Genomic DNA, 11567 nt, shown 5'->3' with positions numbered 1-11567 from the left:
AAAGTGTCAACACACCCTAATGACTTGGTAAAATAAACCGAAAAACACAAATAAAATGGAATTTAAATTTAACTAATTATAGGTAAATGGGAATATATTCTTTTAAATTTGTATAATGACGTAAAAATTTTCAAAAATGGTCAAAATTAGCTTTTCTTAGAAAAACAATCCCGCAGGCTGCTGGCTAAACTATATCTCAAGGGTGTGATAGGGATCGAAAAGAGTAGCATGCACCGAAACGTATAACGTTAGTGTGTACTCACCCAAAAGGTCTCGATTCGGCTTAGGACGCTATAGATCAAAAGTTTATAGGCACAAGGTTATAACTTACAAAGTTATGATTGTTGAAGTAAACCATAGATGTTTTCCCTTGACACCCTAAAAAATTCTCAATAATAAAAATGATATTTTACAAGAATATAATTTATGGATAAGCTCTATCTTTCTACGCTACCTCCTGACATTCAAATCTCATTATATGAAGCCTGTGATTTCTGCCCACCGAAAAATAGTTTCAGTGACTTTACAGATTTTAGGTTAGAGCGCTATTTTTATTTACGATGCGATCAATCAAAATCGTTTATATACTAATTTTAAGATCAATTGCGAGCTGGATAATATGGAGAATAAAAATCAGTGTCGCCAATGCGCCGTATGTGGAAAGAGCTTTCCTTTAAAAGATTTAGTATCTGGTGAAGTCATCCGTAACGTGATTAGTGATGAAATTTTAAAAGACCATCGAGATTGGAGTTACTCAAGCTTTATTTGTCGGGCCGATCTGGCAGATTATCGAATTAAATATGTGCAGTCGCTATTACGCTCGGAAAAGGGCGAGTTGTCTAATCTAGAAAATGAAGTAATTGGCAGTATGCAACGGCATGAACTGATTAGCCGAAATACAGAGTCAGATTTTGATCAAAACTGGACGTTTGGAGAAAAACTGGCAGATAAAATCGCGTCATTTGGTGGTAGCTGGGCTTTTCTCATTTGTTTTGCTTTATTTTTAACGGGGTGGATTGTTTTAAATACGGTTGTGATGGTGGTCCGTCCCGTTGACCCTTATCCCTTTATTTTGCTGAATTTAGTGTTGTCATGTTTAGCCGCAATTCAAGCACCTATTATTATGATGAGTCAAAACCGTCAAGAAGCAAAAGACCGTTTGCGTTCCCAACATGACTATCAAATTAATTTAAAAGCCGAGCTTGAGATTCGTCATTTACATGAAAAAATGGACCATCTTTTATCGCATCAGTGGGAAAGACTTGCACATATTCAAGAAATTCAGCTCGATCTTTTAGCTGAAATGAATAAAAAACGATAAAGATTTTCTGAGTTTCACGTGGAACATAGGTAGGGTGCCATAGATTATTTTGCGGTAGGTCTGAAATTTCTTTATGATTTGCCGCCATGCTCCATTGCTGTTTCACGACCATGCCTTTAAACGACAACTTTGTTTACGCTCCACCACAAGATCCGCTTTCAATTTTATTTGAAGATGACGATTTAATTGTGGTTGATAAACCTGCGGGTTTGTTGTCGGTCATGGGTCGGTTACCTGAACATCATGACAGTGCGTATTTAAGGGTATTGGAAAAGTTCCCTTTAGCAAAGGTTACGCACCGTTTAGATATGGCAACCTCAGGTTTACTTATGTTTGCCAAGCATCGCGATGCAGAAGTTGCGGTAAGTAAAATGTTTCAGGCCAGAACAGTCAAAAAACATTATATTGCTTTGGTACAAGGCCAAGTAAAACAAGAGGGCAGTGTTGAAGTTCCACTCATTACTGACTGGGAAAATCGCCCAAGACAAATTGTACATTTTGAATTAGGTAAACATGCTAAAACCTTGTTTCAACCATTGGTTTATGATGAAACAACAGATCAAAGTCGTGTGTTGCTGGAACCTGTGACAGGGCGTTCGCACCAGTTACGTGTACATATGATGCATATTGGGCATCCGATTATGGGGGACAAGTTATATCATCCTGAACCTAAACGGTTTCATTTGAATCGTATGGCTTTACACGCTGCATATCTCGCTTTTCAACATCCTTTGAAGGGAACAGATGTGGTGATTGAGTCACAAGTGCCTTTCTAAAAAATTAAAATTTGATGCAATTCGCAACTGAATACATATCCAAACTGCAATAAAAGTCGGTTATTCTTAATGCCGAATAATACAAATAGAGCAACAACAAGGACAATCTAATGAACCGCGATTACGAACAATTTCCAGATGATGATAACGGCAATGTACTTTGGCAAATGGTTGAAGACGGGGATGATTTAACCGAGCTTCATGAAATTGAATTTTCAATTGCATTTCAAGATCAGCAAAATGCAGAGCAATGCGCGATGCATTTACTCTATCAAGAGCAAAAAATTTCTCTTTTCCAAGATGATTCTGTTGAACCGAATGAATGGATCATTACCATCTTTGTTACGATGGAACCAGAATATTCAGATATTGTTGATCTGGAGCAGTGGTTTTCGACAATCGCTGAGCAATTTAACGGCGAATATGATGGATGGGGTTGCATGGCTTATGTCTTCGACGAAGAAGAAGATGACATTTTACAATAAAGCCTAAATATAGCCGGGAGGTTCTACAATGAGCTTATCTCAAAAAGAAATTGCGGTACGTTTTTTAGAGCTTGCTGCTGCTGGCGAGGTCGATGAAGCCTACGGCAATTATACCGCTCCAAACTTTAAGCATCACAATCCTTATTATGCTGGTGATAAGACTTCTTTGAAGGAAGGGATGCGTGAAAGTGCAATTGAAACCCCAAACAAAGTTCTTGAAGTTCAACATGTCATTGAGGATGGTGCTTTAGTTGCAGTACATTCGAAACTGGAAATGCAAATGAATAACAAGCTAACAATTTTAGCTGTGGTTCATATATGCCGTTTTGAAAATGAAAAAATTGCGGAGTTTTGGGATATTGGGCAAATACAGCCTGATCCACTTGTTAATGAAAATGGTATGTTTTAGTGAAAAGCCCGAAACTATTCGGGCTTTTTTATTTTATAGATAAATTAAAACTTCCACTGTGCCGAAATTGAGGCGTTCAATGGTTCACCCGGTTGAACCCATAAATCGCTATAGCTTGAGACATAGTAGGTCTTATCAAATAGGTTATTTACATTCAGCTGATAGCGTAAACGGTCAGATGGTGCATAGTAGCCATTTAAATTGACCAGCGTATAACTAGGTAAGTTAAAGCCATTATCTAGGTTATGCCCGCTGCGCTCACCGACATAGGTAAGGTTGGCACCTACGCCTGCTTTTCTTGCACCGTCTTGTAGAAACTCATACTTGGTGCTTACGGAGCCTTGGTGTTTTGGAACATTGCTTAGACGAGCGCCTTTTGCCAAGTCTTGGTCTTTTTCAATTTGAGCATCGGTATAACTATAGTTGGCATTGACGAACCAACGGTCAGTGATTTGGCTATTTAAGTCAAATTCAACTCCTTTACTGCTCACTTCGCCTGCTGCGGTTTGAAAGTCTTTGTCGATTGGGTCTGTCGTTAGCACGTTCTGTTTTTTCATTTTAAACAGAGCGAGACTCAGCACACTTTGGTCGTTTATTTTATATTTGGTGCCGACTTCATAGCTTTCGCCTTTTTCAGGAGCGAAGGTTTGTCCATTTCGGTTCATACCACTATTCATGGCAAATGAGCGACCATAGTTGGTATAAAACGCCCATTGGTCAGAGGCTTTAAAATTTACTCCGAAACGTGGACTATTCTGGTGAAGTGTCTGGTTGTCTTCGGTCTGTTTTATATGATTTTTAAAGTCTTGTTCGACCTGATCAAAACGATTACCGAGTAACACACTCCACTGGTCATTGAAAAAGATCTGATCTTGTAGATTAAGTGCAAAGTAACGCTGGCGCTCTTTGGTGTCGGTAAACGGAGTGAGGTTTGGTAAATATTTGCCATATTTAGGTTGATAAATATCAATTGTGTTTGGTGAGTCTGTGCTGTGGTTGCGACGAAGCTGGTTTTGTTTGTAGTCGAGTTGACCAAGCTCGGTTGAAAGTAAAATTTCATGACGAGCCCATGAGGTATCAATCTTGCCAAGTAACTCGGTCTGAGCCAGCACATCTTCACTTGTATAATCACGATAGCGGCGTTGGCGCTCTAGAGTGCGGCCATCGGCTTGCATACGACGAGGTTCGGTTGCAAAGCCGACCATTTGTGCATCTTTATAACTGACCGCACTGTTTAGTTTCCAATCAGGGTTAAACTCGTGACTCAGACGTAATTGGTAAAAGTAATCTTTTATTTTCAAATCACCATCGTCAGGTTCACCTGTAAAGGTTTTCGGGTCCATCACAAACTGATGATTGACTGTGCTGACACCGCGGTCAAAGGTTCCTTTATGCTCTGTAAATTCACTGTCAAAGTCGAGTTGTGTTTGGTCTGAAATTTTCCATGTGAGCTGTGGTGAAAAGAACCAGCGTTCACTGCTAACATGATCACGAAAGCTTTGATTATCTTCGTGAGCCACTGCTAAACGATAGGCCAGTTCATCGTTAATAGGCGCGGTGTGTTCCAGACTTATGCGATATTGTTCTTGGGTATTGGCGCGTAGGTTAAGTTCACTTTCGCTTTCCCACTGTGGTTTTTTACTGTTGAGGTTCAGCAAACCTCCTGTTTCGCCGCGACCATATAGCGCCGCCATTGGTCCTTTTAAAAACTCTAAAGATTCAATATTCACTACATCTTTTGGAGCGCTAATTCCTCGGTTAACACTCAAACCGTTACGGATCATAGCCGCACCTAAATTGGGGTCGGTACTAAAGCCACGAAATGAGTAGTTATCCCAAAAACCACCACCAAAGCTATTTTGATGAAAAACCCCACTGACTAAAGTTAATGCGTCATCAATCCGTTGCACGTCTTGCTGTTCCATTATTTGTTTAGAAAGATAAGCACGGTTAAAAGGGACATCTAAAACATCGTGAGTAAATTTAGTTGCCGAGCTATTTTGGCTCACATCTTCTCGGGTACTTTCAGCCTGAACACGTATGGTCTCAAGTACCGTTGACGTTTCTTCTCCCCAAGTGAGTGTCGATATAAATGATAGACCTAACGAAGACAACAATCCTAATTTGTGTCGCATAAATAATCAGCCATAAAAAGACAAAAGGAATTAAATGTAATAGTATAACGTTACATTATTTTGTTGATTACTGCTATGTCTTTAGAAAAGAATATTGAACGTTTACAGTCGATTGATGCATTGCGTGGTTTGGTGATCATCATTATGTTGCTCGACCATGTAAGAGAAACTTTCTATTTACATAAACAGGTTACCGACCCAATGGACGTAACAGTAACAGAACCGGCTTTATTTGGCAGTCGATTATTGGCCCATATTTGTGCTCCGGTTTTTGTACTTTTAACCGGTATTTCTGCTTTTTTATTTCAGTCAAAAAAACAAGATTTACAGCAAACACGTGCTTTTTTATTAAAGCGTGGCTTATTTTTGATTATGTTAGAGCTTACCCTTGTGAACTTTGCATGGACGGCAACTTTTCCGCCTGAAGTCATTTATTTACAAGTGATCTGGGCGATTGGTATTAGCATGGTGTTGCTAGCTTGTTGTGTAAGTTGGCCTTTGCCGGTTCTTGCTGGTGTAGCGTTGGTGATTATTTTTGGGCACAACTTATTAGATTCTGTGTATTTCTCACAAGGCATCCTACAGAATATATGGTTCGTTTTACATGAACGTGGCTGGCTTGAGTTTGCGGGTATCAAGCTTCGTACAAGTTACCCTGTTTTACCTTGGATTGGGGTGATTTTATTAGGCTACGTATTAGGTCAGTTCTTTAGTTCAAAATATTCAGCAAAGCAAAGAAGCCGCACTTTACTCAGCCTTGGTCTGGCAAGTATCGGGTTATTTGTTTTACTCCGTTTTATCAATGGCTATGGTGACCAGCCGTGGCAACATTTTGAGTCATTACAACTGAGTCTCATGAGCTTTTTTAACCTCACCAAGTATCCACCGTCTTTATTGTTTATTTTGCTAAATGTCGGAATTGGCTTGCTTGTGCTCGTTGCTTTTGAACGTATGCAGCAATATTCATTTCTAAAACCATTGGTCGTGTTTGGTTCGGTGCCGATGTTCTTTTATTTACTGCACTTATATGTGTTGAAACTGATGTATGTGTTGGCACTCAGTGTGTGGGGAGCTAACTACGGAAACTATTTGTCGGTCAATCATGTGTGGATGCTGTGGTTAATCACGATTGTATTGTCTTTTGCACTCTATCCAGCGGTTAAATGGTTCTCGAAATTTAAACATCAAAACAAGCATATTTCGATTTTAAAATATTTCTAATTTCCAAAAGGTGAGTAAAGCGAGTTCAATAATGCTCGCTTTACTTGCTTACATCTAAATACAGAGTTTCTTTCACTTCTTCCATGACCACATAACTGTGTGAAGATGCCGAAGCAGGAAGTTTCTTTAATAGATCTCCCAATAAGCGGCGGTATGCGCTCATTTCTTTTAAACGCGCTTTTACAAGGTAGTCAAATTCGCCTGAAATGAGGTGACATTCGAGTACTTCAGGAATCTCAACTAAGTCTCTAGCCACCTGATCAAATACATCGCCAGATTTGGCAGATAACTTAATTTCTAAAAAGACAAGCAGGTTACGGTCAACGTAGGCGGGGTTTAGCCGTGCGTAATAACCCATGATAATGCCATCGCGCTCAAGGCGCTTTACACGCTCTGAACAAGGGGTGGTAGAGAGGTTGACTCTTGATGCCAATTCACTAATCGCAATTCGTCCTTCACGCTGCAAAATATCCAGAATCATGCGATCTATACGATCTAAGGGGCGCATAGATATTTCCTCTTTTTTTAAAATTCTCGCGAGAAAAACATAAATTTACCTAGATTATAGCCTGAAAAACAGTGAAATAAACTATTGAAGCAGAAATATACTAGTGAAATAAACTGGTGTGCGTGAGGGAATGGAAATGCGCGTAATTGTACTAGGTAGCGGCGTTATTGGAGTGGCAAGTGCCTATTATCTGGCTCGACAAGGAGCTGAGGTTACTGTTCTCGATCGCCAGTCAGGTCCTGCTGAAGAAACAAGTTTTGGTAACGCAGGTCAAATTTCGCCTGGGTATTCGACCCCTTGGGCAGCACCAGGAATTCCTTTTAAAGCTGTGAAATGGATGTTCCAACACCATGCACCGCTTGCGATTAATTTAGATGGCAGCATGTGGCAATTACAGTGGATGGCGCAAATGCTGAAAAACTGTAATCCGCAAAGTTATGCTGTGAACAAAGAACGTATGATGCGTGTGGCTGAATATAGCCGTGACTGCTTACGTGAACTTAGAAAAGACACGGGTATTCACTACGAAAACCGCGCTAAAGGTACGTTGCAGTTATTCCGTAAAGAAGCACAAATGGAAGCGGTTCAACGCGACATTAGCGTGCTTGAAGAGTGCGGCGTAAGCTACGAATTATTAAATGGCAACGAACTTGGTCGTGTAGAACCAGCGTTGGCCAATGCACAAGATAAACTTGTGGGTGGTTTACACTTACCAAATGATGAAACAGGCGACTGCTATTTATTTACCAATGCTTTAGCTCAAATTGCTAAAGAGCTAGGTGTTAACTTCCAGTTCAACCAGAACGTAGAAAAATTGATTGTTGAAGGCGATCAAATTAAGGGCGTTTTGGTCAATGGTAAAGTTTTAACTGCAGATCGTTATGTTCTAGCGTTTGGTAGCTATTCACGTGATTTCTTGAAACCGCTTGATCTACAGTTACCTGTATATCCTGTAAAAGGTTACTCGTTGACGATTCCTATTGTTGACCCAGCTTTTGCTCCGCAATCTACAGTGCTGGATGAAACTTACAAAATCGCGATTACTCGTTTTGACCAACGTATTCGCGTAGGTGGTATGGCTGAGCTAAGCGGCTTCAATTTGGGACTAAACGAAGACCGCCGTGCAACCTTGCAAATGGTGACTCAAGACTTGTTCCCGGGTGGTGATATGGAACAAGCATCTTTCTGGACAGGTTTACGTCCAATGACACCAGACAGTACTCCAATTATTGGTGCGACTCGCTTTAAAAATCTGTTCTTGAATACAGGTCATGGCACTTTAGGTTGGACCATGGCGTGCGGTTCAGGAAAATTAATCAGTGACATCGTATTGAATCATAAGACTGATATCAGTACCGATGGCCTTTCAATTCAGCGTTATTCACACGCACATGCGGCTTAACGGACGTTAGGAAAGTAATCATGCCTCGTCCTATTACCGCAGTGATCCACCGTCAAGCCTTACAAAATAACTTGGCGGTGGTACGCAAGGCTATGCCAAACAGTAAGGTCTTTGCCGTTGTCAAAGCCAATGCTTATGGACATGGAATTGAACGTGTTTATGAAGCGTTTAAAGCAGCAGATGGCTTTGCCTTACTTGATCTTGATGAAGCAAAACGAATTCGTGCTCTAGGTTGGACGGGTCCGATTTTGTTGCTCGAAGGGATTTTTTCTCCTCAAGATTTATTTGATTGTGTGCAGTATCAGCTTAGTTTCACCATTCATAGTGAAGCGCAAATTGAGTGGGTAGAACAGCATCCTTATCCTGCTCAATTTGATGTTTTCTTGAAAATGAACAGTGGTATGAACCGTCTTGGTTTTAAACCACAGCATTATGTGCAGGCCTGGGAACGTTTAAATAATTTGGTAAATGTCGCCAAGATTACCCACATGATGCATTTTTCGGATGCAGATGGCGATCGTTTCGGTCAGCAAGGTATTGATTATCAAATTACTGCCTTTGAAGAAATTGTGAAGGATTTACCGGGTGAAAGATCGGTAAGTAATAGTGCGGCAATTCTGCGTTATCAAGACCAGCTCAAATCAGATTATGTCCGTAGCGGCATCATGCTTTATGGCAGCTCGCCAGATTACCCAACCCATAGTATTGCGGATTGGGGCTTGCAGCCAACCATGAGCTTACGTAGTGAAATTATTTCCGTTCAGCATTTGGAGCCGAATGAAAGCGTAGGTTATGGCTCAAACTTTGTCGCAGAGCAACCCATGACGATTGGGATTGTGGCTTGCGGCTATGCCGATGGTTATCAACGTATTTCGCCAACAGGCACGCCAGTTTTAGTGGACTCAGTACGCACGCGTACAGTTGGCCGCGTCAGTATGGATATGTTGGCAGTCGATTTAACGGGTATTGAGAGTGCCAAAGTTGGTAGTGAAGTGGTGCTCTGGGGTCAGTCAAGTACAGGCGTCGTTCTATCTATTGACGATGTTGCAGTTTCATCCGGTACGGTGGGTTATGAACTGATGTGTGCCGTCACCGCCCGTGTTCAATTTATTAATCAGGTATAAGGAAATCCGAATGTCTAATTCAGATATACAAAAGATTAACACTAACGAAGTCATGAGCGCCGTGACTGTTTTTAACAAAGTGGTTTATTTGTCAGGTCAGGTGCCTAAAAATACCGAGCAGGACGTGGCAGGTCAAACCCGTGAAATTCTTGCAACAATTGATGAACTTTTGGCATTAGCCAATACCGATAAATCTCGCTTGCTCTCTGCGCAGCTCTATTTGAAAAATCTTTCTGACTTTTCAACCGTAAATGCAATTTGGGTTGACTGGTTAAAAGGGTGTGTTGCTCCATCGCGTGCCACAATTCAGGCCGATTTGGTCAATCCAGATTGGTTAATTGAAATTGCCGTGACGGCAGCACAAAAGTAATTCGGCTTTACTCCAAAAACGATGATGTATCTAACAGAAGGAAGATAGATACGGTTTAACCAGTCGTTTTTTGGTGAACAGATTCAGTGACCTATGGCATACGGTTCAATTTTCGCCATAGGTTGCTGATCTTAACAAAGGAATTCAAAAAGGAATTTTAATATGACAACGGCTCGTCATTCAGATACGGAAAATTCTCCCGATCATCTGCAACGAAAACTGTCTAACCGTCATTTACAACTGATTGCAATTGGCGGTGCAATTGGAACTGGCCTATTTATGGGCTCAGGTAAAACCATCTCCCTTGCAGGTCCTTCAATTCTCTTTATTTATATGATTATTGGAGGAATGTTCTTTTTCTTAATGCGTGCAATGGGTGAGTTACTCCTTGCAAATCTGCATTACAAATCTTTTGTTGATATGGCTCATGACCTGATTGGTCCTTGGGCTGGTTACTATTTGGGTTGGACCTATTGGTTAGGTTGGGTGCTGGTCGGTATTGCGGACCTTTCAGCAGTCATTAACTATTTGAGCTTCTGGCTACCCGATGGTGCAAGCTTCTCACCAATACAGCAGGCCATGATTAGTGCAGGCTGTGTGTTGTTTGTGATGGGTCTTAACCTCCTTACAGTACGTCTATTTGGTGAAATTGAATTCTGGTTTGCCCTTATTAAGATTCTGGCAATTATTGGCCTGATCGGCGTGGGTGGCTATATGATTTTCAGCCATTTTCAAGCTCCGCAAGGCGCTGTTGCCAGCATTAGTAATGTCTGGTCACATGGTGGTTTATTCCCGAAAGGTACAGAAGGCTTCTTGGCAGGATTCCAGATTGCCGTTTTTGCGTTTGTCGGGGTTGAGTTGGTTGGTACAACAGCTGCTGAAACCAAAGACCCGCAGAAGAACTTACCGAAAGCAATTAACGCGATTCCTGTACGTATTATTTTGTTCTATGTATTGGCGTTATTTATTGTGATGTCGGTAACACCGTGGGATCACATTCGTGCAGATAAAAGCCCGTTTGTTGAGTTATTCTTAAATGCAGGTATTCCGGTTTCTGCGATCATCATGAACTTGGTGGTGCTATCTTCGGTCATGTCTTCAATGAACAGCGGTGTGTTTTCAACCAGTCGTATGCTGTTCGGTTTATCAAAAGACGGTCAGGCACCGGGAGCATTTGGACGTTTATCAAAACGCGCAGTCCCTTCAAATGGTTTGATTTTCTCTTGTACTTTCATTATGGGCGGGGCAGTGCTTCAGTACTTTGTTCCAAACACAATGGAGGCATTTACATTAGCAAGTTCACTCTGTGTGATTCTCTTCATTAGTGTGTGGAGTCTCATTATGGTGTGTTATTTACGCTATCGTAAATTACGTCCTGAATTACATGAAAAATCTACATTCAAAATGCCGGGCGGCATTTGGATGAGTTATGTTGTTTTGGCATTCATGCTTTTCACTTTGGTGATCTTGGCATTAGAGCCTGATACTTTAAAAGCGCTATATGTCAGTCCAGTATGGTTGATCATTTTAGGTGTGACTTATCATGTGCTGTATAAACCGCGCATGAAAAGACTAGGACGTGAACTCGTCAACGACCATTAAGTTTTATTAAAAAGCCAATCGAACATGATTGGCTTTTTTTATTTTCTTTAAGTTTTTTATCGGAATAATATTGTTTATTTTTGAGTCATCAGTGCAGTTTTGAAGGGGGTGGGAAAGCGACATTGAACAATATCGCATGCTACACTTCGGCTCATCTGGTGAATTGAGATTGGATAATTAAAATTGCCGTGAAGGCAGTACATAAATAATGCAA

Annotated in this window: 11 protein-coding genes; 9 read left to right on the top strand and 2 right to left on the bottom strand. The window is 40.9% G+C overall.

The genetic code is table 11. From position 1 onward, the window contains the following. The first annotated feature begins 619 nt into the window (after positions 1–619). From RFX69_RS12310 to RFX69_RS12295, 4 genes are all read left to right on the top strand, one after another. Entirely contained in the window at positions 620–1321 is a 702-nt protein-coding gene (locus RFX69_RS12310; protein WP_031379603.1) for a DUF1003 domain-containing protein, read from the top strand. A gap of 110 nt (positions 1322–1431) precedes the next feature. After that, positions 1432–2097, top strand: coding sequence for an RluA family pseudouridine synthase (locus RFX69_RS12305; protein WP_001130511.1), 666 nt, complete (start codon positions 1432–1434; stop codon positions 2095–2097). Between the two features lie 110 nt (positions 2098–2207). Beyond that, the gene (locus RFX69_RS12300) at positions 2208–2582 is read left to right on the top strand and encodes a ribonuclease E inhibitor RraB (RefSeq protein WP_001078193.1); all 375 of its coding nucleotides are present in this window, start codon (positions 2208–2210) and stop codon (positions 2580–2582) included. Between the two features lie 28 nt (positions 2583–2610). After that, positions 2611–2991 (top strand): nuclear transport factor 2 family protein, encoded by a 381-nt coding sequence (locus tag RFX69_RS12295; RefSeq protein ID WP_000059269.1) that lies wholly within the window; start codon positions 2611–2613, stop codon positions 2989–2991. Positions 2992–3035: 44 nt separating this feature from the next. On the opposite strand, the gene RFX69_RS12290 is transcribed toward RFX69_RS12295, so the two are convergent. Further along, positions 3036–5126, bottom strand: coding sequence for a TonB-dependent siderophore receptor (locus RFX69_RS12290; protein WP_289332815.1), 2091 nt, complete (start codon positions 5124–5126; stop codon positions 3036–3038). Positions 5127–5201: 75 nt separating this feature from the next. On the opposite strand from RFX69_RS12290, the gene RFX69_RS12285 reads away from it, so the two are divergent. Next, entirely contained in the window at positions 5202–6347 is a 1146-nt protein-coding gene (locus tag RFX69_RS12285; protein ID WP_289332816.1) for a DUF1624 domain-containing protein, read from the top strand. Between the two features lie 40 nt (positions 6348–6387). Here RFX69_RS12285 and RFX69_RS12280 read toward each other — a convergent pair whose 3' ends face one another. Further along, on the bottom strand, positions 6388–6855 hold the full coding sequence (locus RFX69_RS12280; RefSeq protein WP_001247568.1) for an Lrp/AsnC ligand binding domain-containing protein: 468 nt from the start codon (positions 6853–6855) through the stop codon (positions 6388–6390). Between the two features lie 136 nt (positions 6856–6991). Between RFX69_RS12280 and RFX69_RS12275 the strand changes: the two genes are divergently transcribed. The 4 genes from RFX69_RS12275 (at position 6992) to RFX69_RS12260 (ending at position 11353) form a co-directional block, all read left to right on the top strand. Continuing rightward, positions 6992–8257 carry a D-amino acid dehydrogenase gene (locus tag RFX69_RS12275; protein ID WP_024437998.1) on the top strand — a complete coding sequence of 422 codons (1266 nt, stop codon included), beginning with the start codon at positions 6992–6994 and terminating at the stop codon, positions 8255–8257. Between the two features lie 20 nt (positions 8258–8277). Beyond that, on the top strand, positions 8278–9381 hold the full coding sequence (alr, locus tag RFX69_RS12270) for an alanine racemase (RefSeq protein ID WP_271056224.1): 1104 nt from the start codon (positions 8278–8280) through the stop codon (positions 9379–9381). A gap of 10 nt (positions 9382–9391) precedes the next feature. Then, positions 9392–9751: a RidA family protein gene (locus RFX69_RS12265; RefSeq protein ID WP_000071347.1), complete on the top strand. Its 360-nt coding sequence runs from the start codon at positions 9392–9394 to the stop codon at positions 9749–9751. Between the two features lie 162 nt (positions 9752–9913). Further along, complete coding sequence (locus RFX69_RS12260) at positions 9914–11353, top strand: amino acid permease (RefSeq protein WP_000205436.1); 1440 nt, start codon at positions 9914–9916, stop codon at positions 11351–11353. The last annotated feature ends 214 nt before the right edge of the window (positions 11354–11567 follow it).

This window comes from Acinetobacter sp. 148 (assembly GCF_031196675.1).
In the GTDB taxonomy this organism is placed as follows: Bacteria; Pseudomonadota; Gammaproteobacteria; order Pseudomonadales; family Moraxellaceae; genus Acinetobacter; species Acinetobacter baumannii.
This window is presented reverse-complemented; position numbering and strand designations above follow the sequence as displayed.

What these genes read in the sequence shown, in the direction of transcription:
- RFX69_RS12310 (WP_031379603.1), top strand. Translation starts at nt 620, where the DNA reads ATGGAGAATAAAAATCAGTGTCGCCAATGCGCCGTATGTGGAAAGAGC.
- RFX69_RS12305 (WP_001130511.1), top strand. Translation starts at nt 1,432, where the DNA reads ATGCCTTTAAACGACAACTTTGTTTACGCTCCACCACAAGATCCGCTT.
- RFX69_RS12300 (WP_001078193.1), top strand. Translation starts at nt 2,208, where the DNA reads ATGAACCGCGATTACGAACAATTTCCAGATGATGATAACGGCAATGTA.
- RFX69_RS12295 (WP_000059269.1), top strand. Translation starts at nt 2,611, where the DNA reads ATGAGCTTATCTCAAAAAGAAATTGCGGTACGTTTTTTAGAGCTTGCT.
- RFX69_RS12290 (WP_289332815.1), bottom strand. Translation starts at nt 5,126, where the DNA reads ATGCGACACAAATTAGGATTGTTGTCTTCGTTAGGTCTATCATTTATA.
- RFX69_RS12285 (WP_289332816.1), top strand. Translation starts at nt 5,202, where the DNA reads ATGTCTTTAGAAAAGAATATTGAACGTTTACAGTCGATTGATGCATTG.
- RFX69_RS12280 (WP_001247568.1), bottom strand. Translation starts at nt 6,855, where the DNA reads ATGCGCCCCTTAGATCGTATAGATCGCATGATTCTGGATATTTTGCAG.
- RFX69_RS12275 (WP_024437998.1), top strand. Translation starts at nt 6,992, where the DNA reads ATGCGCGTAATTGTACTAGGTAGCGGCGTTATTGGAGTGGCAAGTGCC.
- alr (WP_271056224.1), top strand. Translation starts at nt 8,278, where the DNA reads ATGCCTCGTCCTATTACCGCAGTGATCCACCGTCAAGCCTTACAAAAT.
- RFX69_RS12265 (WP_000071347.1), top strand. Translation starts at nt 9,392, where the DNA reads ATGTCTAATTCAGATATACAAAAGATTAACACTAACGAAGTCATGAGC.
- RFX69_RS12260 (WP_000205436.1), top strand. Translation starts at nt 9,914, where the DNA reads ATGACAACGGCTCGTCATTCAGATACGGAAAATTCTCCCGATCATCTG.